Genomic DNA, 24,386 nt, shown 5'->3' with positions numbered 1-24,386 from the left:
AACCCCAGCAGCCTCCGTCGCAGCCTCTCCCGGCGCAGCCGCATCCGCCGCATCCGCAGCCCGCTCCCGCGCCCCCCGCGAGCGCACCCGCGCAGCCGGGCGGCAGCATGCCCCCGGCCGAGGCGACCGGCCACGTCAGACTGGGGCCGGGTGCGCCCGTCGAGATACCGGCGCCGGACGCCACCCCGGCCCAGCTCGACGCCACCAGGGCCGCCGTCGCGGTCCTGCTCATCGGACCGGCCGGTGCGGGCAAGACCACGGTCGCGCGGTACTGGGCCGATCACCGCGCCGTCCCCACCTCCCACATCAGCCTCGACGACGTGCGCGAGTGGGTGCGCTCAGGATTCTCCGACCCCCAGACGGGCTGGAACGAGAACTCCGAGGCGCAGTACCGCCTCGCCCGCCGCACCTGCGGCTTCGCCGCCCGCAATTTCCTGGCCAACGGCATCTCCTGCATCCTGGACGACGCCGTCTTCCCCGACTGGCCCGTCATCGGCCTCGGCGGCTGGAAGCGGCACGTGGGCCCCGGGCTCATCCCGGTGGTCCTGCTGCCGGGACTGGACGTCGTGCTGGAGCGCAACGCGCAGCGCAGCGGCAACCGGCGCCTGGCCGACGAGGAGGTGGCCCACATCCACGGCCGGATGGCGGGCTGGTACAGCTCCGGGCTGCCGATCATCGACAACTCGCGCCAGGACATCGCGAGCACGGCGCAGATGCTCGACAACGTCGTCGCGCGCAGCCTCGCCAGCCCGGTGAGCTGGTGACCGGCCGCTCCCGCCGCCCCGGAACGACCCTCGGCTGACCCGACAATCGCAATCCGCTCGCCCGCACGGCCGTGTCCGGGCGGCCCGCGCGCCCCACGCTGCGTACGCTCGGCATATGTCCGAGGTGCATGTGTCCCGCCGCGCCCGGCTGCGCGACCGCTGTGCGGCGAGCACCGCCCACGACGGTCCCGCGGACGCGGTGCTGATCTCCCGCCCCGCCAATGTCCGCTATCTGACCGGCCGTGCGGCGCCGGGCAGCGTGCTGCTGCTCGGCCCCGACGGCCAGGACACCCTCGTCTCGACCCCGGGCCAGGGCCCCGGCAACGGCGCGCACCCGGCCGACGACCTCAAAGAGGTCAGCCTGGACGTGCCGGGCGGGCCCCTGGGGGCGCCGCCGGTGGGCGGCCCGGGGGACGCGGACGCGCAGGGCGGTCCCCGCGGCGACGCGGCGGTGGTCGCGGCCTCGCTGGCCGAGCGCGGCGGTGCCCGCGCGCTCGCCGTCGAGGAGCACCATCTGACGGTCGCCAGGCACCGTGCGCTGACCGCCGCCGCGCCCTCGGTGCACCTGGCCGACCTCGGCCTGGTCGTGGAGCAGCAGCGGGTGGTCAAGGACGAGGAGGAGATCTCCGCGCTGCGCGTCGCGGCGGAGATCACCGACCAGGCCCTCGGGGAGCTGCTGGAGTCGATCCTGGTGGGGCGCACGGAGCGGCACCTGGCGCTGGAGCTGGAGCGCAGGCTGATCGACCACGGGGCCGAGGGCGCGGCCTTCCCCACGTCGGTGGCGACGGGGCCGAACTCGGGGCTGCCGGGTCACCGCCCGACGGACCGGCGGGTGGAGGAGGGCGATTTCCTCTCGGTGCGGCTGGGGGCCCGCTACCGCGGCTACCGCTGTCAGATCGGCCGTACGTTCGTCATCGGGACGGCTCCCGACGCCTGGCAGATCGAGCTGTACGACGTCGTCTTCGCCGCTCAGCGGGCCGCGCGGGAGTCGCTGGGCCCCGGGACCGAGTGCCGCGAGGTGGACCGCGCGGCCCGCCAGGTGCTGGGTGCCGCGGGGCACGGTGCGGCGCTCGGCGAGGCGACCGGGCACGGGGTGGGGCTGGAAATCGGTGAGGACCCTCGGCTGTCGCCCGCGGCCGTGGGTAAACTTGACGCTCGTGTGCCGGTCACCGTCGAACCGGGGGTCCATCTCCCGGGCCGGGGCGGCGTCCGGATCGACGACACGCTCGTCGTCCGCCCGCAGGCGGACGGCGGACCCGAGCTACTCACCATCACGACCAAGGAGCTGCTCGCCCTCTGACCCCCGCGGGGGTCGGGCCCACGGGCCGAAGGGCGCGGCAGCGCTCTGGTCTCCGCAGCAGTCTCAGGAGATTCCGCGACCGTGGCATCCACGAACGACCTCAAGAACGGCATGGTGCTCAAGCTCGACGGCGGCCAGCTCTGGTCCGTTGTCGAGTTCCAGCACGTCAAGCCGGGCAAGGGCCCCGCCTTCGTCCGTACAAAGTTGAAGAACGTCCTGTCCGGCAAGATCGTCGACAAGACGTTCAACGCGGGCACCAAGGTCGAGACGGCCACCGTGGACAAGCGGGGCATGCAATTTTCCTACATGGACGGCGACTACTTCGTCTTCATGGACATGGACACCTTCGACCAGCTCCACGTCGACCGCGCGACCGTCGGCGACGCGGCCAACTACCTGATCGAGGGGTTCGACGCCACCGTCGCGCAGCACGAGGGCGAGGTCCTCTACGTCGAGCTGCCGGCCGCCGTCGAGCTGAAGATCAAGCACACCGAGCCGGGCGTCCAGGGCGACCGCTCCACCGGCGGCTCCAAGCCGGCCGAGCTGGAGACCGGCTACAGCATCCAGGTGCCGCTCTTCATCACGACCGATGAGAAGATCAAGGTCGACACCCGCTCCGGCGAGTACCTCGGCCGGGTGAACAGCTAACCGTGGCCGCACGCAACAAGGCCCGCAAACGCGCCTTCCAGATCCTCTTCGAGGCCGACCAACGCGGCGCCGACGTGCGGACCGTGCTCGCCGACTGGCTGCGGCTCGCACGGACGGACACCCGCCAGCCGCCCGTCTCCGAGTACGCGATGACCTGCGTGGAGGGCTACGCGGAGAACGCCGCACGGATCGACGAGCTGCTGTCCACCTACGCGGTGGGCTGGACGCTCGACCGCATGCCGGATGTGGACCGCAGCATCCTGCGGCTCGGCGTCTACGAGCTGCTGTGGAGCGAGGAGGTCCCGGACGCCGTCGTCATCGACGAGGCCGTCCAGCTGGCGAAGGAGTTCTCGACGGACGAGTCCCCGGGCTTCATCAACGGCCTGCTGGGCCGGCTGAAGGAGCTCAAGCCGACGCTGTTGCGCTGAGGCCTGGTCTTCCGCCGCTGACAAAGGGGTGGTGCCTTCTCGTGGGAGAAGGCACCACCCCTTCGTCTGCTGCGTCTGCGCTGCCGGAGCACCCCTCCGCTGGGAGGCCGGAGAAGGCGGGCCACCACGGGACAGGAAAACGGCGGTGCCCAGCCGGCCGTCCCCGCCCGAGGGGGCCGGGTGCGGTCGGTCGGGCACCGCCGTCTTCCGCCGTCGGGTCGCGCGACTGTTCCCGGCCTTCGGCCCGGAAGGTGGCCCCGGCGGCGGGGAGGGGTACGGGTACGGTCTCAGACCTCTTCGTGGGAGACGGCCCGCCGCGCGTCGGCGTCCAGGACGCCCCAGCTGATGAGCTGCTCCGTGAGCACGGAGGGGGACTGGTCGTAGATCACGGCCAGTGTGCGCAGGTCGTCCTGGCGGATGGAGAGGACCTTGCCGTTGTAGTCCCCGCGCTGCGACTGGATCGTCGCCGCGTACCGCTGGAGCGGGCCCGCCTTGTCGGCCGGCACGTGGGCGAGGCGCTCGAGGTCGAGCACCAGCTTCGGCGGCGGCTCGGCGGCCCCGCCAGGAGTGGTGCCCGGCAGCAGCTCCTGGACCGGCACCCCGTAGAAGTCCGCCAGCTCGGCGAGGCGCTGGACGGTCACGGCCCGGTCGCCGCGCTCGTACGAGCCCACCACGACCGCCTTCCAACGGCCCTGGGACTTCTCCTCGACACCGTGGAGGGAGAGGCCCTGCTGGGTGCGGATGGCGCGGAGCTTGGCTCCGAGCTGTTTGGCGTATTCGCTGGACATATGGCTCCCCGGACGCTGGATCTCGCTGAGCGGCTGCGCCAACGCGGTTCGCTGCGCCGCGCTCTTCGTAACTCACTGTGAGGTTACGCAGCGTAATGTGCCGCGTCAAGCCGAGGGGGTCCAGATGGCTGGTGCGGCCCCCGCGCGAGTCCGTGTGACGGGTCCTGGTAGCGTTGACCGACGACAACAAGACGTCCTTTAAGGCCCGTCCCGTGAGGCGGTCAAGGAGGTCCGATTTTCATGGACGACAGCAGCGCCAGTCTGCAACCGGCGCGCCCCGTACTGGAGGCGCCGGACATCAAGCGGGTCCTCACCCGCATCGCGCACGAGATCGTCGAACGCGCCAAAGGCGCCGACGACGTGGTACTTCTCGGCATTCCCACCCGTGGCGTCTTCCTCGCCCGGCGGCTGGCCGAAAAGCTCGAGGAGATCACCGGCAGCGCCGTCCCGGTCGGCTCGCTCGACATCACGATGTACCGGGACGATCTCCGTCTGGGCCCCGCACGTGCCCTCGCGCGCACCGAGATCCCGGCCGCGGGGGTCGACGGACGACTCGTCGTCCTCGTCGACGACGTGCTCTACTCCGGCCGCACCATCCGCGCGGCGCTCGATGCCCTGGGTGACATCGGGCGTCCCCGCGCCGTCCAACTCGCCGTTCTCGTCGACCGCGGTCACCGTGAGCTGCCGATCCGCGCCGACTACGTGGGCAAGAACCTCCCCACCTCGCAGCGCGAGACCGTCAGGGTGCAACTGACCGAGGAGGACGGCCACGACGGCGTGCTGCTCGGCGTCCGCGAGGCCGCCGCTCGCGAGGCCGCCGCCGGCGAAACCGGCGTCGACGACGCGGCGGAACATCCCCGCCACGGCACCGCCCCCGCAAGCTAGCCGCACCCCCGGCCACCCACGCCCCGCGCGTCCGGCCCGGCACGGCCGCCGTGCGGCCCGCACCGCACGCCCGCGTGCACGCCGTCAGGACGGACCCCACGCGCCGGGGCACGCACCGGCGCGCGACGTGCACGCCGCGCCGCGTCCGCCCCCTCGCGACGACCTCATCCCACCCCACGGAAGGCCCAGGCAACAGATGAAGCGTCACCTCATCTCGGCCGCCGACCTCACCCGCGACGACGCCGTCCTCATCCTCGACACCGCCGAGGAGATGGCCAGGTTCGCCGACCGGCCGATCAAGAAGCTGCCCACCCTGCGCGGCCGCACCATCGTCAACCTCTTCTTCGAGGACTCCACGCGCACCCGGATCTCGTTCGAGGCCGCGGCCAAGCGCCTGTCGGCCGACGTCATCAACTTCTCCGCCAAGGGCTCGTCCGTCTCCAAGGGGGAGTCCCTCAAGGACACCGCGCTCACCCTGGAGGCCATGGGGGCCGACGCCGTCGTCATCCGGCACGGCGAGTCCGGAGCCCCGCACCGGCTGGCGACCTCGGGATGGATCGGCGGTTCTGTCGTCAACGCGGGCGACGGAACCCACGAGCACCCCACCCAGGCGCTGCTGGACGCCTTCACCGTGCGCCGCCGCCTGGTCGGCCGGGAGGGCGCGGGCCTCGACGGGCTGCGCATCACCATCGTCGGCGACATCCTGCACAGCCGCGTCGCCCGCTCGAACGTCCACCTGCTGTCCACCCTGGGGGCGCACGTCACCCTCGTCGCCCCGCCCACCCTCGTGCCGATCGGGGTGGAGGCCTGGCCGTGCGAGGTGTCGTACGACCTGGACGCCGTGCTGGCCAAGTCGGACGCGGTGATGATGCTGCGGGTCCAGCGGGAGCGGATGAACGCGGCGTTCTTCCCCACCGAGCGGGAGTACGCCCGCCGCTACGGGCTCGACGACGAGCGCATGGCGCGGATGCCGGACAGCGCCATCGTGATGCACCCCGGGCCGATGAACCGCGGCATGGAGATCACAGCCCAGGTCGCCGACTCGCCCCGCTGCACCGCCGTGGAGCAGGTCGCCAACGGGGTCAGCATCCGGATGGCCGTGATGTACCTGCTGCTCGGCGGCGCCGAGCCGGCGCTTTCGCGGACGGACGAAGCCCCCACCGAGACCCCGACGCTCCAGGAGAACAACTGAGATGACCGATCAGAAGACGACACTGCTGCGCGGCGCCAGGGTCCTGGGGGGCGAACCGCAGGACGTGCTGATCGAGGGCGGCGTCATCGCCCGGGTCGGCCGCGGGCTCGACGCGGCGGGCGCCGAGGTGATCGAGGCCGAGGGACGCGTGCTGCTGCCCGGCCTGGTGGACCTGCACACCCACCTGCGCGAGCCGGGCCGCGAGGACTCCGAGACCGTGCTGACCGGCACCCGCGCCGCCGCCAAGGGCGGTTACACCGCGGTGCACGCCATGGCCAACACCTTCCCCGTCGCCGATACCGCGGGCGTGGTCGAACAGGTGTGGCGGCTCGGCCGGGAGTACGGCTACTGCGACGTGCGGCCCGTCGGCGCCGTCACCGTCGGTCTGGAGGGCAAGCAGCTCGCGGAGCTGGGCGCCATGCACGACTCCGCCGCGCAGGTGCGGGTCTTCTCCGACGACGGCAAGTGCGTGGACGACGCCGTGATCATGCGGCGGGCGCTGGAGTACGTGAAGGCGTTCGACGGCGTGGTCGCCCAGCACGCCCAGGAGCCCCGGCTGACCGAGGGCGCCCAGATGAACGAGGGGCTGGTCTCCGCCGAGCTCGGCCTGGCCGGCTGGCCCGCCGTCGCGGAGGAGTCGATCATCGCCAGGGACGTGCTGCTCGCCGCGCACGTCGGCTCCCGCGTCCACATCTGCCACCTGTCGACGGCGGGGTCCGTGGAGATCGTGCGCTGGGCCAAGTCCAAGGGCTGGAACGTCACCGCCGAGGTCACCCCGCACCACCTGCTGCTCACCGACGAGCTGGTCCGCTCCTACGACCCGGTCTACAAGGTCAACCCGCCGCTGCGCACCGAGGCCGACGTCATGGCGCTCCGTGAGGCGCTGGCCGACGGCACCATCGACTGCGTCGCCACCGATCACGCCCCGCACCCGCACGAGGACAAGGACTGCGAGTGGGGTGCCGCCGCCATGGGCATGGTCGGCCTGGAGACGGCGCTGTCGGTCGTGCAGCACACCATGGTCGAGTCCGGGCTGCTGGACTGGGCGCAGGTCGCCGACCGGATGTCCCACCGGCCCGCCGCCATCGGACGGCTGGCGGGACACGGCCGCCCCGTGGCGCCCGGCGAGCCCGCCAACCTGGTTCTCCTCGATGCGGCTTACCGTGGAGGCGTGGACCCCGCGGGCTTCGCCTCGCGCAGCGCCAACACCCCCTACAAGGGCCGTGAGCTGCCCGGACGCGTCACCCACACCTGGCTGCGGGGCCGCGCGACGGTCGTGGACGGGGCATTGAAGTGAGCGGTGTGAGCACGTTGAACCACCCCGTGGCCGCACTGGCGGCCGCACAGGAATCACAGGACGTCACCGACTGGGCCGCCCGGATCGGCTGGGTCGTCGGGCTCGTCCTGTTCATCGCGCTGCTGTACTGGCTGATGCGCCAGGGCTGGAAGTGGCGCGGCACCCTCCAGGGTGACCTGCCCGAGCTCCCGCAGCGCCCCGAGCACCCCGGGCAGCCGCTGCTGGAGGCGGCCGGGCGGTACCACGGCTCCACCAGCGCGGGGCAGTGGCTCGACCGGATCGTCGCCCACGGCCTGGGCACCCGCAGCCGCGTCGAGCTGACGCTGACGGCGCGCGGCCTGGACGTCGTGCGGCCCGGCGCCGAGGACTTCTTCGTCCCCGCCGAGCGGCTGTGCGGCGCCCGGCTCGACACCGGCATCGCGGGCAAGGTGCTCACCGAGGGCGGCCTGCTGATCGTCACGTGGGAGCACGGCGGACGGCGGCTGGACTCCGGATTCCGCTTCGACCGCTCGGCCGAGCAGGCCGCCTGGGTCGAAAAGATCAACGCAATGAGCGGCGACAAGGGTGCCGCCGCCACGCAGCAGCACAAGGAAGGCGCATGATGACGACCTCCGCCAGGGGAGCGACCGGTACGACGGCAGATCCCGCCCTTCTCGTCCTGGAGGACGGCCGCACCTTCCGCGGGCGTGCCTACGGGGCCGTGGGGGAGACCCTCGGCGAAGCCGTGTTCTCCACCGGCATGACCGGCTACCAGGAGACCCTGACCGACCCGTCCTACCACCGCCAGGTCGTCGTGATGACGGCCCCGCACGTCGGCAACACCGGCGTCAACGACGAGGACCCGGAGTCGGCGCGCATCTGGGTGGCCGGCTACGTCGTCCGCGACCCGGCCCGCACCCCCTCGAACTGGCGCTCCACCCGCTCCCTCGACGAGGAACTGCGCGACCAGGGGGTCGTCGGCATCAGCGGGGTCGACACCCGCGCGCTGACCCGGCACCTGCGGGAGCGCGGCGCCATGCGCGTCGGCATCTTCTCCGGCGAGGCCGCGGCGGCGGGCGAGGCCGCGCTGCTGGCGCGGGTGCGGGAGGCGCCCGCCATGCAGGGCGCCGACCTGTGCGGTGAGGTCGCGACCCAAGAGGCCTACGTCGTCCCCGCCCACGGTGAGAAGCGGTTCACCGTCGCGGCCGTCGACCTCGGCATCAAGGGCATGACGCCGCACCGCATGGCCGAGCGCGGGATAGAGGTGCACGTGCTGCCCGCCACCGCGACGGCCGAGGACATCGACGCCGTGAACCCCGACGGTGTCTTCTTCTCCAACGGTCCGGGCGACCCGGCCACCGCGGACCAGCCCGTCGCACTCATGCGCGGCGTACTGGAGCGCGGCACCCCGCTGTTCGGCATCTGCTTCGGCAACCAGATCCTCGGCCGCGCCCTCGGCTTCGGCACCTTCAAGCTCAAGTACGGCCACCGCGGCATCAACCAGCCCGTCCAGGACCGCACGACGGGCAAGGTCGAGGTCACCGCGCACAACCACGGCTTCGCCGTCGACGCGCCCACCGACCGGGTCAGCGACACCCCCTACGGGCGGGCCGAGGTCAGCCACGTCTGCCTGAACGACGGCGTCGTCGAGGGGCTGCGGCTGCTCGACAAGCCCGCCTTCAGCGTCCAGTACCACCCCGAAGCGGCAGCGGGCCCGCACGACGCCGCCTACCTCTTCGACCGCTTCGTCGAGCTCATGCGCGACGGAAACACCCAGCACGACGCCACACCCCTGGAGGACCAGCGTGCCTAAGCGCACCGATATCCAGTCCGTCCTGGTCATCGGATCGGGCCCGATCGTCATCGGGCAGGCCGCCGAGTTCGACTACTCCGGCACCCAGGCGTGCCGCGTGCTCAAGGCCGAGGGCCTGCGCGTGATCCTGGTCAACTCCAACCCGGCCACCATCATGACCGACCCGGAGATCGCCGACGCCACCTACGTCGAGCCGATCACGCCCGAGTTCGTCGAGAAGATCATCGCCAAGGAGCGCCCCGACGCGCTGCTGCCCACCCTCGGCGGCCAGACCGCGCTCAACGCGGCCATCTCCCTGCACGAGTCCGGCGTCCTGGTGAAATACGGCGTCGAGCTGATCGGCGCCCGCCCCGAGGCCATCCACAAGGGCGAGGACCGCGACCAGTTCAAGGAGGTCGTCGAGGTCGTCCGGAGCAAGATCGGCCACGGCGAGTCCGCGCGCTCCTACATCTGCCACTCCATGGACGACGTGCTGCGCGGCGTCGAGGAGCTCGGCGGCTACCCCGTCGTCGTCCGCCCCTCCTTCACCATGGGCGGCGCCGGCTCCGGCTTCGCGCACGACGAGGAGGAGCTGCGCCGCATCGCCGGGCAGGGCCTCACCCTCTCGCCGACCACCGAGGTGCTCCTGGAGGAGTCCATCCTCGGCTGGAAGGAGTACGAGCTGGAGCTGATGCGCGACAAGAGCGACAACGTCGTCGTCGTCTGCTCCATCGAGAACTTCGACCCGATGGGCGTGCACACCGGCGACTCGATCACCGTCGCGCCCGCCATGACGCTGACCGACCGCGAGTACCAGATCCTCCGGGACATCGGCATCGCCGTCATCCGCGAGGTCGGCGTCGACACCGGCGGCTGCAACATCCAGTTCGCCGTCAACCCCGAGGACGGCCGCGTCGTCGTCATCGAGATGAACCCGCGCGTCTCCCGGTCCTCCGCGCTCGCCTCGAAGGCCACCGGCTTCCCGATCGCGAAGATCGCCGCCAAGCTGGCCGTCGGCTACACGCTGGACGAGATCCCCAACGACATCACCCAGGAGACCCCGGCCTCCTTCGAGCCCACGCTCGACTACGTCGTGGTCAAGGCGCCCCGCTTCGCCTTCGAGAAGTTCCCCGCCGCCGACCCCACCCTCACCACGACCATGAAGTCGGTCGGCGAGGCCATGGCGATCGGCCGCAACTTCACCGAGGCGCTGAACAAGGCCCTGCGCTCGCTGGAGAAGAAGGGCAGCCAGTTCGACTTCGCCACCCCGGCGGCCGAACTCGGCGAGAAGACCGAGCTGCTCGAGCTGGCCTCCCGCCCCACCGACGGGCGCATCAACACCGTGATGGCCGCCATCCGCGCCGGCGCCACCCAGGAGGAGGTCTTCGAGTCGACGAAGATCGACCCCTGGTTCGTCGACCAGCTCTTCCTGATCAAGGAGACCGCCGACGCGGTCGCCGCGGCACCCGAGCTCAGCGCCGAGATGTTCGCCGAAGCGAAGCGGCACGGCTTCTCCGACGCCCAGATCGCCTCCATCCGCTCGCTGCGCGAGGACGTGGTGCGCGAGGTGCGGCACGCGCTCGGCATCCGCCCCGTCTACAAGACCGTGGACACCTGCGCCGCCGAGTTCGCCGCCAAGACGCCGTACTTCTACTCCTCCTACGACGAGGAGAGCGAGGTGGCGCCCCGCGAGAAGCCCGCGGTGATCATCCTCGGCTCCGGCCCCAACCGCATCGGCCAGGGCATCGAGTTCGACTACTCCTGCGTCCACGCCTCCTTCGCGCTCGGAGCTGCGCCTTCCCCTGTGGGCGGCTACGAGACCGTCATGGTCAACTGCAACCCCGAGACCGTCTCCACCGACTACGACACCTCCGACCGGCTCTACTTCGAGCCGCTCACCCTGGAGGACGTGCTGGAGATCGTCCACGCCGAGCAGCAGGCGGGCCCCGTCGCCGGTGTCCTCGTCCAGCTCGGCGGCCAGACGCCGCTCGGCCTCGCGCAAGACCTCAAGGACAACGGCGTGCCCATCGTCGGCACCTCGCCCGAGGCCATCGAGCTGGCCGAGGAGCGCGGCGCCTTCGGCCGGGTGCTCACCGAGGCCGGGCTGCCCGCGCCCAAGTACGGCACCGCCTTCTCCTTCGAACAGGCCAAGGGCATCGCCGCCGAGATCAACTACCCGGTCATGGTCCGCCCCTCCTACGTGCTGGGCGGACGCGGCATGGAGATCGTCTACGACGAGCCCTCCCTGGAGTCCTACCTGGAGCGCCACGCGGGCCTCATCGAGCGGCACCCGGTCCTCATCGACCGCTTCCTCGACGACGCCATCGAGATCGACGTCGACGCCCTCTACGACGGCACCGAGCTCTACCTCGGCGGCGTCATGGAGCACATCGAGGAAGCCGGCATCCACTCCGGCGACTCCGCCTGCGCCCTGCCCCCGATCACGCTGGGCGGCCACGACATCAAGCGGCTGCGCGCCTCCACCGAGGCCATCGCACGCGGCGTCGGCGTCCAGGGCCTGATCAACATCCAGTTCGCGATGGCGGGCGACATCCTCTACGTGCTGGAGGCCAACCCCCGCGCCTCCCGCACCGTGCCGTTCACCTCCAAGGCCACAGCCGTCCCGCTCGCGAAGGCGGCGGCCCGCATCTCGCTGGGTGCCACCATCGCCGAGCTGCGTGCCGAGGGGCTGCTTCCGGCCGAGGGCGACGGCGGCGACCTCCCGCTGGACGCCCCGATCTCCGTGAAGGAGGCCGTCCTGCCCTGGAACCGCTTCCGCGACGTGCAGGGGCGGGGCGTCGACACCGTGCTCGGCCCGGAGATGCGCTCCACCGGCGAGGTCATGGGCATCGACTCGCTCTTCGGCACCGCCTACGCCAAGTCGCAGAGCGCCGCGTACGGAGCCCTGCCGGGCAAGGGCCGCGCCTTCGTCTCCGTCGCCAACCGCGACAAGCGGGCGCTGATCTTCCCCGCGCGCGAGCTGGTCGCCATGGGCTTCGAGCTGCTGGCGACCTCGGGCACCGCCGAGGTTCTCAAGCGCAACGGCATCAACGCCACCCTCGTCCGCAAGCAGAGCCAGGGCCCCGGGCCCGCGGGTGAGCCCACCATCGTGCAGCTCATCCACGACGGCCAGGTCGACCTCATCGTCAACACCCCGTACGGGACCGGCGGCCGGCTGGACGGATACGACATCCGCACCGCGGCCGTCGCCCGGTCGGTGCCGTGCCTGACGACGGTGCAGGCGCTGGCCGCGGCCGTGCAGGGCATCGAGGCCCTGGCCCGCGACGAGGTCAGCGTGCGCTCCCTGCAGGAGCACGCCGAGCACCTGGTCGCGGCCCGCGAGAGCTGAGTCCGTTCTCCTTCCCCCGCCCCTCCCCCCCCGGACGAAGTCTGGGGGGGAGGGGCGGGGGCCATGACAACCACAGGAACCCACCACCCACATGTACGGACTCCTCTTCCGCACGCTCTTCCGCCGGATGGACCCGGAAAAGGCCCACCACCTGGCCTTTTCCTGGATCCGCACGGCAGCCCGCACCCCCGTTCTCCGCACCTTCGCGGCAGCGACCCTCGCCCCCCGTCACAAGGAACTCCGCGTCGAGGCTCTGGGCCGCCGCATGCACGGCCCGCTCGGGCTGGCCGCGGGATTCGACAAGAACGCGGAGGGCATCGACGGCCTGGCGATGCTCGGCTTCGACCACGTCGAGGTCGGCACCGTCACCGGCCGTGCCCAGCCCGGCAACCCGAAGAAGCGGCTGTTCCGCCTGGTGGAGGACCGGGCGCTGATCAACCGGATGGGCTTCAACAACGAGGGCTCGGCCGCCGTGGCGGCGCGGCTGGCCGCGCGCAGCGCGGTCTTCCGTACCACCGTCGGCGTCAACATCGGCAAGACGAAGGCCGTGCCGGAGGCGGAGGCGGTCGCCGACTACGTCACCTCCACCGAGGCGCTGGCCCCGCACGCCGACTACCTGGTCGTCAACGTCTCCTCGCCCAACACTCCAGGGCTGCGCAACCTCCAGGCGACCGCACACCTGCGCCCGCTGCTGACCGCCGTCCGCGAGGCGGCCGACCGCACGGTCGCCACGCGCCGCGTGCCCCTGCTGGTCAAGATCGCGCCGGATCTGACGGACGAGGACGTCGACGCCGTGGCCGACCTGGCTCTCGAACTGGGGCTGGACGGGATCATCGCGACCAACACCACCATCGCCCGCGACGGGCTGGGCCTGCGCGCCGATCCGTCCCTGACCGCCGAGACCGGCGGACTGTCGGGGGCTCCGGTCCGCGACCGCTCGCTGGAGGTGCTGCGGCGGCTGTACGCGCGCGTCGGCGACCGCCTCACGCTGGTCGGCGTCGGGGGCGTGACCACCCCCGAGGACGCGTGGCGCCGCATCCGCGCCGGCGCCACGCTCGTACAGGGCTACACCGCCTTCCTGTACGAGGGCCCGCTGTGGATGCGCCGGATGCACGACGGGCTCGCCCGGTTGCTGGCGGCCAGCCCGTACGCCACCCTCGCCGAGGCCGTCGGCGCCGAACACCGTGAAGAGGAGGCCGCCGCGTGACGGGGCTGGAACCCTTCGGCGCCCGGCTGCGCCGTGCCATGGACACGCGGGGGCCGCTGTGCGTGGGCATCGACCCGCACGCCTCCCTGCTGCGCGACTGGGGCCTGGACGACGACGTGGCGGGTCTCGAACGGTTCAGCCGTACGACGGTGGAGGCGCTCGCCGACCGGGTGGCCGTCCTCAAGCCGCAGTCGGCGTTCTTCGAGCGCTTCGGCTCGCGCGGCATCGCCGTCCTGGAGAAGACGGTGGCCGAGGCGCGCGCGGCCGGTGCGCTGGTCCTCATGGACGCCAAGCGCGGCGACATCGGCTCCACGATGAGCGCCTACGCCGCCGCGTTCCTCGACCCGGCGGGACCGCTGTTCTCGGACGCGCTCACCGTCAGCCCCTACCTGGGCTTCGGGGCACTGGCCCCGGCCGTGGAGGCGGCCACCGCCGGCGGGGCCGGGCTCTTCGCGCTGGCGCTCACCTCCAACCCGGAGGGCCGGGAGGTGCAGCGCGCGGCCGGTGGCGACGGGACGACGGTGGCGGCCACCGTACTGCGCCACCTGGCGGAGGCGAACGCGGGTGCGCGGCCCCTGGGCTCTTTCGGTGCCGTGGTCGGCGCCACGCTGGGGGACCTGTCGGCGTTCGAGCTGGACGTGAACGGTCCGCTGCTCGCGCCGGGCATCGGGGCGCAGGGCGCGACGCCCGCGGACCTGCCCGCCGTCTTCGGCCCGGCCGCCCGGAATGTCGTCCCGAGCGTGAGCCGGGGAGTCCTTCGTCACGGACCCGCTACAACCGGACTGCGGGACTCCGCGGCACGGTTCGCCGACGAAGTGCGCGACGCGGTGGGCTGAGTCCGGCGGTATCCGGGCCGGGAGCCCGGGCCAGCCCAGGAAAATGCGTCGGGTATGTCCAGAAAAGTCCTGGTCGAGCGAGGCTGACCAGGACTTTTCGTCTGTTCTCGCTGACTCCTGGCCTCACTGCCGCTAGTCTCCGTCGAGAGCACCGCGCACAAGCGCGTTGCTCGTTGCTCCGCAGGTGGGGGAGTACTAGGTTTCCTCACCGATCCGTATCCGACAGTTCGACATCCGAGGTGACGTAGGCGTGGCTCTTCCGCCCCTTACCCCTGAACAGCGCGCAGCCGCGCTCGAAAAGGCCGCCGCGGCTCGCCGGGAGCGCGCCGAGGTCAAGAACCGGCTCAAGCATTCCGGTGCTTCCCTGCACGAGGTCATCCAGCAGGGCCAGAAAAACGATGTGATCGGCAAGATGAAGGTCTCCGCCCTCCTGGAGTCCCTCCCCGGCGTCGGCAAGGTCCGGGCCAGGCAGATCATGGAGCGTCTGGGGATCTCCGAGAGCCGCCGTGTCCGCGGTCTCGGCTCCAACCAGATCGCCGCCCTGGAGAAGGAGTTCGGCGGGAAGGCCGCCTGAGGTCTCAGGCACTCCCGTTAACCGGGATAATCACTGCATGAGTTCTGCAGTTCCCCGGGGGGAGACCCCGGCACCCCCGGTCGGCACGTCGCGGCTGACCGTGCTCTCCGGTCCCTCCGGGGTCGGCAAGAGCACGGTCGTCGCCCACATGCGCAAGGCCCACCCCGAAGTCTGGCTCTCCGTCTCCGCCACCACCCGCAAGCCGCGGCCAGGTGAGCGGCACGGTGTGCAGTACTTCTTCGTCGACGACGAGGAGTTCGACAAGCTCGTCGCCAACGGTGAGCTGCTCGAATGGGCCGCGTTCGCGGGAAACCGCTACGGCACCCCCAGGCAGGCGGTGCTGGAGCACCTGGAGCGGGGAGAGCCCGTCCTGCTGGAGATCGACCTGCAGGGGGCGCGCCTCGTCAAGCAGTCCATGCCCGAGGCGCAGCTGGTCTTCCTCGCACCGCCCAGCTGGGACGAGCTGGTCAGGCGACTGACCGGCCGGGGCACCGAGGCGCCCGAGGTCATCGAGCGCAGGCTGGCCGCGGCCCGCACCGAGCTGGCCGCCGAGGCCGAGTTCGACCGGACCCTGGTCAACACCTCCGTCGAGCAGGTCAGCGCCGAGCTGCTAGCCTTGATGCGTATCGATTGACCTCGCAGCCTGGGCTGTGCCCGCCGTGCGGCGTGCGGACGTGTGCCGCGCCGCTGCTCGCACGTCGATCGATCCCCTCTTCATTCACCCTTCGGAAGGCAGAGAGTGTCCTCTTCCATCACCACGCCCGAGGGCATCATCAACCCGCCGATTGATGAGCTGCTCGAGGCCACCGACTCCAAGTACAGCCTCGTGATCTACGCCGCCAAGCGCGCGCGCCAGATCAACGCGTACTACTCCCAGCTCGGTGAGGGCCTCCTCGAGTACGTGGGCCCCCTGGTGGACACCCACGTGCACGAGAAGCCGCTCTCCATCGCGCTCCGCGAGATCAACGCCGGCCTCCTCACCTCCGAGGCCGTCGAGGCTCCGCCGGTCGGTCAGTGACCGGTCGGTAGCACTTCCACCAGGGGCCCGGCAGCGCGACTGCCGGGCCCCTGGTGTGTCATAGGGGCACCAGGACGCGCGTGGGGAGAGACGAGTGACGCAGGAGCGGGACGAGGCAGCCGGGGCAGCGAAGGCGGGTGCCGGTCGGCAGGCGAGGCCGAAGGTCGTACTCGGCGTCAGCGGCGGCATCGCCGCCTACAAGGCGTGCGAGCTGGCCCGGCGCTTCACCGAGAGCGGCCACGAGGTGCGTGCCGTCCCCACCGACTCCGCGCTGCACTTCGTCGGCGCCGCCACCTGGTCGGCGCTGACCGGCAACCCCGTCGCCACCCAGGTGTGGGAGTCCGTCCACGAGGTGCCGCACGTGCGCATCGGCCAGCAGGCCGACCTGGTCGTCGTGGCGCCCGCCACCGCCGACCTGCTCGCCAAGGCCGCCCACGGCCTGGCCGACGACCTGCTCACCAACACCCTGCTGACCGCACGATGTCCCCTCGTCTTCGCGCCCGCGATGCACACGGAGATGTGGGAGCACCCCGCCACCCAGGAGAACGTCGCCACGCTGCGCCGCCGCGGCGCTCTGGTCATCGAGCCCGCCGTCGGCCGGCTGACCGGCAAGGACACCGGCAAGGGGCGGCTGCCGGACCCCGACGCGCTCTTCGACGTCTGCCGCCGGGTGCTCGCCCGGGGTGCCGCGGGTGCCGGTGCCGACCTGGCAGGACGCCACGTCGTCGTCAGCGCGGGCGGCACCAGGGAACCGCTCGACCCGGTGCGCTTCCTCGGCAACCGCTCCAGCGGCAAACAGGGCTACGCGCTCGCCCGTACGGCCGCCGCGCGGGGTGCACGGGTGACGCTCGTCTCCGCCAACAGCGCACTGCCGGACCCCGCGGGCGTGGACCTCGTCCGGGTCGGCAGCGCGGTGGAACTGCGCGAGGCGGTCACCAGGGCCGCGGCCGACGCGGACGCGGTGGTGATGGCCGCCGCCGTCGCCGACTTCCGCCCCGCCTCCTACGCCGGCGGAAAGATCAAGAAGAAGGACGGCCAGGAGCCCGAGCCGCTGGCGCTGGTCCGCAATCCGGACATCCTCGCCGGCCTGTCGGCGGACAGGCCCCGTGCGGGACAGGTGGTCGTCGGCTTCGCTGCCGAGACCGACGACGTCCTGGCGCACGGCCGCGCCAAGCTCGCCGCCAAGGGCTGCGACCTGCTGGTCGTCAACGAGGTGGGGGAGTCGAAGACCTTCGGCGCGGAGGAGAACGAAGCGGTCGTGTTGGGCGCCGACGGGAGCGAGACCGCTGTGCCCCACGGGCCGAAGGAGGCCCTCGCCGAGACCGTCTGGGACCTGATCGCACAGCGCTTCCCCGACCGGGCCTGAGCGCCCCCGCAGGGGCGGGTGAGCCTGGCGGAACCGGGGCTTCCGGGCCTCGTGCGGGCCGGATCGGGCCCCCGGCCGAGTGGGCCGGAAGTCGTCGAACGGGGCCGGAAGGGCGCTCTTGACCCGGACGATGGGTGCCCGACACGCCCTGACATATCGGCATCTTGTGCCCGGTTCCGATGGCGAGCGAGTTCGAATCGAGCAGGTCATGGTCGTCTCGTAGTTCGAGAGTCCGTGATTGGATACCGGCGGAGATGGATAAACTGGCCGCGGACCGTGCTTGGGCGCAGCCCCCGACCGGTCCGCCCCATGCTCAGCCAGCAGCCGCTGCAACCCCAGGGAGCGATGTGTCCCGCCGCTTGTTCACCTCGGAATCCGTGACCGAGGGTCACCCTGACAAGATCGCTGACCAGGTCAGCGACACGATCCTCGACGCCCTCCTCAAGGAGGACCCGCACTCCCGGGTCGCCGTCGAGACGCTGATCACCACCGGCCTCGTCCACGTGGCCGGTGAAGTGACGACCAAGGCGTACGCGCCGATCTCCACGCTCGTGCGCAACAAGATCCTCGACATCGGTTACGACTCGTCGAAGAAGGGCTTCGACGGCGCCTCCTGCGGCGTCTCCGAGTCCATCGGCGCCCAGTCGCCCGACATCGCGCAGGGCGTCGACAGCGCCTACGAGCGCCGCGTCGAGGGCGATGAGGACGAGCTCGACGAGCAGGGCGCGGGCGACCAGGGCCTGATGTTCGGCTACGCCTGCGACGAGACCGCCGAGTTCATGCCGCTGCCCATCACGCTGGCGCACCGGCTCTCCGAGCGGCTCTCGACCGTCCGCAAGAACGGGACGATCCCGTACCTGCGCCCCGACGGCAAGACCCAGGTCACCATCGAGTACGACGGCGACAAGGCCGTGCGCCTGGACACCGTCGTGGTCTCCTCGCAGCACGCCGCCGACATCGACCTGGACTCGCTGCTGGCACCCGACATCCGCGAGTTCGTCGTCGAGCCGGAGCTGAAGGCGCTGGTGGACGAGGGCATCAAGCTGGAGACCGAGGGCTACCGGCTGCTGGTCAACCCGACCGGGCGCTTCGAGATCGGCGGCCCCATGGGCGACGCCGGCCTGACCGGCCGGAAGATCATCATCGACACCTACGGCGGCATGGCCCGCCACGGTGGCGGCGCCTTCTCCGGCAAGGACCCGTCCAAGGTCGACCGCTCCGCCGCGTACGCCATGCGCTGGGTCGCCAAGAACGTGGTCGCCGCGGGCCTCGCCGCCCGCTGCGAGGTGCAGGTGGCCTACGCCATCGGCAAGGCCGAGCCGGTCGGTCTCTTTGTGGAGACCTTCGGCACCGCCACGGTCGACGTCGAGAAGATCGAACAGGCCATCTCGGACGTCTTCGACCTCCGCCCGGCGGCGATCATCCGCGACCTCGACCTGCTGCGCCCCATCTACGCCCAGACGGCCGCCTACGGGCACTTCGGCCGCGCGCTGCCCGACTTCACCTGGGAGCGCACCGACCGCGTGGAGGCTCTCCGCAAGGCGGCCGGGATCTAGTTCCCGGCCGCGGCGAGGCTCTGCCCCGCGAGGGGCGGGGGCCGGGCTTCGGCCCGCCCCCGCGTCCCGTCCCGTTCCCCGTCCCGGGCGGTCCTGCCGGGACGGGAGCCCGTCGGGACGGCAGCCCACGGGGGCGTGCCCCCGCGCCGACCGTCTCCACACGCCGAGCTCACAACCGGAGGCCCGGCACCCCATGCTGGCGGGGTGCCGGGCCTCCGGCATGCCGACCGCGGGCTGGCCCGTACCCTGTCGCCGACCTCTCCGCGGGGTCATCGCCTCGGGCCGAGCGGCCCAAGGCGATGACAGGGCTTCCCCCACGCCTTCGCCGGCCGCCTTCCTTGCCCTCAGATCTCGGGTGCTTTTAGCGTGCAGGGCCCGCCGTATGCCGTACTTGGCCTGAGACCTGAGCGCGTCCGGCGGGAGGGCGGCCGTCTGGTGGTCCAGCACCTGCGCGGCCTCGCCATTCCGCCAACAAGGCGTGGGGGCCGTTTCCCGTTTCCCCCTGCGGAGCAGGCAACAGCAATCGCGGTGCCGCGTCGAGACCGCGCGGCGGGCGGAGTGAGTACTTACTCCTTGACGGAGTGAGTACTCACTCCGTACGCTCGACGCATGAACGAACAACAGGCGAGGCGCAGGGCGCCCGCGATGGATCCGGAGCAGCGGCGCGCGATGATCGTGGCGGCGGCACTGCCGCTCGTCATCGAGTACGGACCCTTGGTGACGACCGCGAAGATCGCCCGGGCGGCCGGAATCGGTGAGGGCACGATCTTCCGCGTCTTCACCGACAAGGAGGCGCTGCTCGCCGCCTGCCTGGAAGAGGCGCTGCGGCCCGACGACACCCTCGCGCACCTCGAGGCCATCTCCCTCGACCAGCCGCTGCCGGACCGGCTCACGGAGGCGGCCGAAGTCATGCGGGGCCACATGGACCGGATAGGGGATGTCGCCGGGGCGCTCGCCTCCGTCGGCAAGGCCGCGAGGCCGCCCGCCGCCGATGCCGAAAGCCCGGAGGAGGGCCGGCATCGGCGCGAGGCCGGGCTGGCCGCACCCCGCGCCGCGCTCACCTCGCTCTTCGAGCCGGAACGCGACGTGCTGCGCATGGCCCCCGAACGGCTCGCCGAAACCTTCCAGTTGCTCCTGATGAGCGCGGGGCGACCCGGCGCCCCCCAGCCTCTGGAAGACGGGGAGCTCGTCGACCTCTTCCTGCGCGGAGCTCTCATCGCCGGTCCAAAGCGGTCAGGCGAAGGCGGAGACGGATGAGGAGCACACCCGCCCGCACGGTCGATCCCTATGACGCGCTCAACGGCCCCCGGCGCCGCCTGGTGGCCTGCGCCCTGCTGGCCTGCGCCTTCCTCGCCATGCTCGACGGCACGGTGGTGGGCACGGCACTCCCCAGCATCGTCGAGCAGACCGGAGGCGGACACACCTGGTATGTCTGGCTCGTCACCGCGTATCTACTGACGTCGTCGGTCAGCGTGCCCGTCTACGGTCGCCTCTCCGACCTGTACGGGCGCCGCTGTTTCCTGCTCGGCGGGCTCGGCATCTTCCTCATCGGCTCCCTGGCGTGCGGGCTCGCCGACTCGTTACCCGCCCTCATCGCGTCCCGGGCTGTGCAGGGGCTCGGTGCCGGAGCGCTGCTCACCCTGGGCATGGCGCTGCTGCGTGACCTCTATCCGCCGGAGCGTGGAGTGGGGCTGGTCCGCATGCAGACCGTGCTCGCCCTCATGACGATTCTCGGACTCGTCGGCGGGCCACTCGTCGGCGGGCTCCTGACCGACCACGCGGACTGGCGCTGGGCCTTCTGGATCAACCTGCCCCTCGGCCTGGCCGCTGCCCTCATCCTCCTCCGCGCCCTGCCCGATCGCAGGCCCCCAGCCGGCGGCTCCCTCTCCCCTTCGTCCGGGCAGCGTCTGGACACGGCCGGAATCCTGCTGCTGGCCGCAGGCCTCTCCCTCGTCCTGATCAGCCTCAGCCTCAAGGGGAACGCCGCGGGAGCGCACCCAGCGCGCTGGACCGATGTGGCCCTTGCCGGCCCCCTTCTCGGTGGGCTCGCCCTCCTCGCGCTGCTGCTTCCCGTCGAGCGCCGGGCCGCGCTGCCGATCCTTCCGCTGCGTCTGTTCGGGCACCGGCCCTATGGGGCGCTGCTCACGGCGGGCTTCTTCTTCCAGGCCGCCGCCCTGCCACTCAGCGTTCTGCTGCCGCTCTACTTCCAGCACGTGCGCGGCCACTCGGCGACGATGTCCGGGTTGCTCCTCCTGCCCTTCCTGTCCGGAATGGTCCTCGGCAACCGCCTCACCGCCGCCGTCATCCTCCGCACCGGCCGCACGAAGCCGGTGTTGCTGGCCGGGGCCGGGCTGCTGACGCTCGGCTCCGGCTCCTTCCTGGTGCTGGACGCCGCGACCCCTGCCGCACTGACCGCCCTCTGGCTCCTGCTCGCAGGTCTGGGCGCAGGCCCCGCGATGGGTGGTCTCACGATCGCCACCCAAAACTGCGTCCCCCGGCCGGACATGGGCGCAGCCACCGCTGGCTCAGCCCTGACCAAGCAACTCGGCGGCGCCGTGGGCCTGGCAGTCGCCCAGACATTCCTCAGCAGCCATGGTCCGGTACCTGACGCGACCACCATCGGCTACGTGGTCGGTGTGATGGGCATTCTGGGCGGTCTCCTGGTGATAGCCGTCCTCCTGCCCACCCGTGACGTGACACTCTCCGCGGTCTCCCCTCGCGGCCGGCCCCGAGTCGGCACGAGAGGTCCGGGGGAGGACGAGCGGGCGAGAACGTGACGAGACGACAAGGAATGCCGATGATCACAACCGACACCGTCGCGGGGCAGCGCCGCGGCCCCGGCCCGGACCGACAACCGGCCACCGGCATCGGGCCGTCTGCGAAACTGAGCCGGTGAGCAGGGACAACGGCGGGCCGGAGGACGGGCGCGAGCAGTCGGAACAGCCCGAGCAGCCCGAGCAGCTCGCCCTCATCCGGGAGACGGTCCGCGAGCGCAAGGCCCGGCCCCCCAGGGCGAAACCCCGCACCTGGCGGGGTGCCGAGCTCGCCCCGCGGCTGCCGGTGGCGCGCGTGCTGGTCGACAAGGGGCTGGTCCACCTCGACCGGTTCTTCGACTACGCCGTGCCTGCGGCGATGGACGAGGAAGCCCAGCCAGGCGTCCGCGTCCGGGTGCGGTTCGGCGCCGGAGAGCGGGAGGGGCGCCGCGAGGGCGGCGGCCTCATCAACGGTTTCGTCGTGGAACGCCGGGCCGACTCCGACTTCACAGGGCGACTCGCCCCCCTCGCGCAGGTCCTCTCACCCGAACCGGTCCTCACGCCCGAGCTGCTGCAGCTGTGCCGGTCGGTCGCGGACCGCTACGCCGGGTCGCTGGCCGACGTGGTCCAGTTGGCCGTCCCACCGCGACGCGCCAGAGCCGAGAAGCAGACGTCGCCGCGCCGCCCACCGAGGCCCCGAGCTCCGGACCCCGGCGGCTGGTCCCGCTACCCGCAGGGCCCCGCCTTCCTTGAGGCGCTCGCGGACAAGTCAGCCCCTCGTGCGGTGTGGACGGCGCTGCCAGGCCCCCAGGGCTGGGCCGACGAACTGGCCCGCGCCATGGCCACCACCCTCGCGTCCGGGCGCGGCGCACTGGCCGTGCTGCCCGACGGCAAGTCGGCCGCCCGGGTGGACGCGGCGCTCACCGCGCTCGTCGGCGAGGGACAGCACGTGCTGTTGACCGCCGACGCGGGACCCGAACCGCGGTACCGCCGATGGCTGGCCGTCAACCGCGGCGCGGTGCGCGCGGTCGTCGGTACCAGAGCGGCGATGTTCGCGCCGGTGCGGCGCCTCGGGCTGGCCGCGATCTGGGAGGACGGCGACGCCGGGCACAGCGAGGAGCGGGCCCCGCAGCCGCACGCCCGGGAGGTGCTGCTGCAACGAGCCGTCACCGAAGGGGCGGCGTTCCTGCTGGGGGCGCACGGCTGCACGGTGGAGGCGGCGCAACTGGTGGAGTCGGGGTTCGCCCGCCCCCTGGCCGCCGATCGGGACACGGTGCGGGTCGTCATGCCCCGGGTCCGCACGGCCGGCGAGGGCGACGAGGGGCGCGACCCGGCCGCCCGCAGCGCCCGGCTGCCCAGCCTCGCCTGGCGCACCGCGCGGGACGCGCTGGAGCACGGCCCGGTGCTGGTCCAGGTGCCGCGCCGCGGATACGTGCCGAGGCTGGTGTGCGAGCGGTGCCGGGAGCCCGCCCGCTGTGCGCACTGCTCGGGGCCGCTGGAGGCGTCCGGGGAGGGGACGGCGCTGCGCTGCGGCTGGTGCGCGCGCGAGACCCCGCAGTGGCGCTGCCCCATGTGCGCGGGCACACGGTTGCGCGGCAGTGTCATCGGGGCCCGGCGTACGGCGGAGGAACTGGGGCGGGCCTTCCCGTCGGTGCCGGTGCGGACGTCCGGCGGGGAACACGTGCTGGAGTCGGTACCGGCGCGCCCGGCACTCGTGGTCGCCACCCCGGGGGCCGAGCCGGTACCGGAGGGCGAGGAGGGGTATGCGGCAGCCCTGCTGCTGGACGGCTGGGCGCTGCTGGGACGGCCCGATCTGCGCGCGGGTGAGGAGGCCGTGCGGCGCTGGCTGGGCGCCGCCTCACTGGTGCGTCCGCAGGGCGACGGCGGCAGCGTGGTGCTGGTCGCCGAGGAGTCGATGCGCCCGGTACAGGCCCTGGTGCGCTGGGACCCGGCCGGGCACGCGCTGCGGGAGCTCGCCGACCGTGCGGAGTTGGGCTTCCCCCCCGTCTCCCGGATGGCGGCGGTCACCGGCCCGCCCGAGGCCGTCGCCGCGTTGCTGGCTTCCGCCCGGGAGTCGGGGCTGCCGGAAGGCGCCCAGGTGCTGGGCCCTGTGCCCCTGCCGGTACCTCCCTCCGGGAGACCGCGCCGCCCCGGCGATCCGCCGCCGGGCCAACTCTGGGAACGCGCACTGGTGCGAGTGCCGCAGGGCAGCGGCGCCACGCTGGCCGCGTCGCTGAAGACCGCTCTGGCGGGGCGACTGGCACGCAGGGAGGGCGCGGTGCCGCACGTGCGGGTCGACCCGGTCGACATCGGCTGAGGCGGCCGAAGCGGCCCCTTGGACATGCCCGCCACCCGGACGCATCGCTGCCCGGTGCCGAAGCACCGGGCACCGGGCGGGCGAGGGGGCAGCGGACGGAGCCTGAACGCCGGCCGTCGGAGCGGGCAGCGCCCCGGCGCCGGTGGTTCGTGAGCGGCGTCGCGCGATGACGCGCTCGGCTGGTTCCACGCGGTCGGCTGGTTCCACGGTGCGCCGACGCCCCAGAAGGGGCGGATCGCCACGGGCGGGCCGGGGTGCCCACGGTGATCCGGTACATGGGGAGGAGTGGACACCGTGGCGRGCSGGGCCCGGGCGCCACGGCGGCGGTCGCGTGGAG

General features: G+C 72.3%; 21 protein-coding genes. 20 read left to right on the top strand and 1 reads right to left on the bottom strand.

Annotated features, from left to right (window positions below):
* The 4 genes from AB8Z75_RS12315 to nusB all read left to right on the top strand — a co-directional run.
* The coding region (locus AB8Z75_RS12315; RefSeq protein WP_369201515.1) for an AAA family ATPase at nt 1-764 on the top strand (764 nt) is incomplete at its 5' end.
* A gap of 115 nt (nt 765-879) precedes the next feature.
* Nucleotides 880-2,064, top strand: a complete 1,185-nt coding sequence (locus tag AB8Z75_RS12310) for an aminopeptidase P family protein (protein WP_369201514.1) — start codon at nt 880-882, stop codon at nt 2,062-2,064.
* 81 nt (nt 2,065-2,145) lie between these two features.
* Nucleotides 2,146-2,712 (top strand): elongation factor P, encoded by a 567-nt coding sequence (efp, locus tag AB8Z75_RS12305; RefSeq protein WP_369201513.1) that lies wholly within the window; start codon nt 2,146-2,148, stop codon nt 2,710-2,712.
* Between the two features lie 2 nt (nt 2,713-2,714).
* Entirely contained in the window at nt 2,715-3,140 is a 426-nt protein-coding gene (gene nusB / locus AB8Z75_RS12300) for a transcription antitermination factor NusB (RefSeq protein ID WP_369201512.1), read from the top strand.
* A 287-nt stretch (nt 3,141-3,427) separates the two neighbouring features.
* On the opposite strand, the gene bldD is transcribed toward nusB, so the two are convergent.
* The gene (bldD, locus tag AB8Z75_RS12295) at nt 3,428-3,928 is read right to left on the bottom strand and encodes a transcriptional regulator BldD (protein ID WP_114020637.1); all 501 of its coding nucleotides are present in this window, start codon (nt 3,926-3,928) and stop codon (nt 3,428-3,430) included.
* A gap of 240 nt (nt 3,929-4,168) precedes the next feature.
* Between bldD and pyrR the strand changes: the two genes are divergently transcribed.
* The 16 genes from pyrR (at nt 4,169) to AB8Z75_RS12215 (ending at nt 24,049) form a co-directional block, all read left to right on the top strand.
* Nucleotides 4,169-4,813, top strand: a complete 645-nt coding sequence (pyrR, locus tag AB8Z75_RS12290; protein ID WP_369201511.1) for a bifunctional pyr operon transcriptional regulator/uracil phosphoribosyltransferase PyrR — start codon at nt 4,169-4,171, stop codon at nt 4,811-4,813.
* Between the two features lie 196 nt (nt 4,814-5,009).
* Nucleotides 5,010-6,005 carry an aspartate carbamoyltransferase catalytic subunit gene (locus AB8Z75_RS12285; protein ID WP_369201510.1) on the top strand — a complete coding sequence of 332 codons (996 nt, stop codon included), beginning with the start codon at nt 5,010-5,012 and terminating at the stop codon, nt 6,003-6,005.
* A 1-nt stretch (nt 6,006) separates the two neighbouring features.
* Complete coding sequence (locus tag AB8Z75_RS12280) at nt 6,007-7,302, top strand: dihydroorotase (RefSeq protein ID WP_369201509.1); 1,296 nt, start codon at nt 6,007-6,009, stop codon at nt 7,300-7,302.
* Between the two features lie 5 nt (nt 7,303-7,307).
* On the top strand, nt 7,308-7,904 hold the full coding sequence (locus AB8Z75_RS12275) for a hypothetical protein (RefSeq protein WP_242749864.1): 597 nt from the start codon (nt 7,308-7,310) through the stop codon (nt 7,902-7,904).
* Complete coding sequence (gene carA, locus AB8Z75_RS12270; protein WP_369201516.1) at nt 7,904-9,094, top strand: glutamine-hydrolyzing carbamoyl-phosphate synthase small subunit; 1,191 nt, start codon at nt 7,904-7,906, stop codon at nt 9,092-9,094. Before AB8Z75_RS12275 ends, carA begins: the two co-directional genes overlap by 1 nt.
* Nucleotides 9,087-12,422 carry a carbamoyl-phosphate synthase large subunit gene (gene carB / locus AB8Z75_RS12265; protein WP_369201508.1) on the top strand — a complete coding sequence of 1,112 codons (3,336 nt, stop codon included), beginning with the start codon at nt 9,087-9,089 and terminating at the stop codon, nt 12,420-12,422. The genes carA and carB overlap by 8 nt, the downstream gene beginning before the upstream one ends.
* Nucleotides 12,423-12,513: 91 nt before the next feature.
* Nucleotides 12,514-13,629: a quinone-dependent dihydroorotate dehydrogenase gene (locus AB8Z75_RS12260; RefSeq protein WP_369201507.1), complete on the top strand. Its 1,116-nt coding sequence runs from the start codon at nt 12,514-12,516 to the stop codon at nt 13,627-13,629.
* Entirely contained in the window at nt 13,626-14,465 is an 840-nt protein-coding gene (pyrF, locus tag AB8Z75_RS12255; RefSeq protein WP_369201506.1) for an orotidine-5'-phosphate decarboxylase, read from the top strand. The genes AB8Z75_RS12260 and pyrF overlap by 4 nt, the downstream gene beginning before the upstream one ends.
* Before the next feature lie 250 nt (nt 14,466-14,715).
* Nucleotides 14,716-15,039 (top strand): integration host factor, encoded by a 324-nt coding sequence (locus AB8Z75_RS12250; RefSeq protein WP_369201505.1) that lies wholly within the window; start codon nt 14,716-14,718, stop codon nt 15,037-15,039.
* A 37-nt stretch (nt 15,040-15,076) separates the two neighbouring features.
* A complete protein-coding gene (gene gmk, locus AB8Z75_RS12245) occupies nt 15,077-15,673 on the top strand; it encodes a guanylate kinase (protein WP_242749860.1) in 597 nt (198 codons plus the stop codon).
* A 105-nt stretch (nt 15,674-15,778) separates the two neighbouring features.
* Nucleotides 15,779-16,057, top strand: coding sequence for a DNA-directed RNA polymerase subunit omega (rpoZ, locus tag AB8Z75_RS12240; protein ID WP_027737075.1), 279 nt, complete (start codon nt 15,779-15,781; stop codon nt 16,055-16,057).
* A gap of 94 nt (nt 16,058-16,151) precedes the next feature.
* Nucleotides 16,152-17,423, top strand: coding sequence for a bifunctional phosphopantothenoylcysteine decarboxylase/phosphopantothenate--cysteine ligase CoaBC (gene coaBC / locus AB8Z75_RS12235; RefSeq protein ID WP_369201504.1), 1,272 nt, complete (start codon nt 16,152-16,154; stop codon nt 17,421-17,423).
* A gap of 347 nt (nt 17,424-17,770) precedes the next feature.
* Nucleotides 17,771-18,979 (top strand): methionine adenosyltransferase, encoded by a 1,209-nt coding sequence (gene metK / locus AB8Z75_RS12230; protein ID WP_369201503.1) that lies wholly within the window; start codon nt 17,771-17,773, stop codon nt 18,977-18,979.
* Nucleotides 18,980-19,588: 609 nt separating this feature from the next.
* On the top strand, nt 19,589-20,236 hold the full coding sequence (locus AB8Z75_RS12225; protein ID WP_369201502.1) for a TetR/AcrR family transcriptional regulator: 648 nt from the start codon (nt 19,589-19,591) through the stop codon (nt 20,234-20,236).
* Nucleotides 20,233-21,756, top strand: a complete 1,524-nt coding sequence (locus tag AB8Z75_RS12220) for an MFS transporter (protein WP_369201501.1) — start codon at nt 20,233-20,235, stop codon at nt 21,754-21,756. The genes AB8Z75_RS12225 and AB8Z75_RS12220 overlap by 4 nt, the downstream gene beginning before the upstream one ends.
* 115 nt (nt 21,757-21,871) lie before the next feature.
* Nucleotides 21,872-24,049, top strand: coding sequence for a primosomal protein N' (locus AB8Z75_RS12215; RefSeq protein WP_369201500.1), 2,178 nt, complete (start codon nt 21,872-21,874; stop codon nt 24,047-24,049).
* The last annotated feature ends 337 nt before the right edge of the window (nt 24,050-24,386 follow it).

Origin of the sequence: Streptomyces sp. PU-14G, from assembly GCF_041028275.1 — a bacterium.
Lineage (GTDB): Bacteria > Actinomycetota > Actinomycetes > Streptomycetales > Streptomycetaceae > Streptomyces.
The sequence above is the reverse complement of the archived record's forward strand: the minus strand, read 5'-3'. Positions and strand labels throughout refer to the sequence as shown.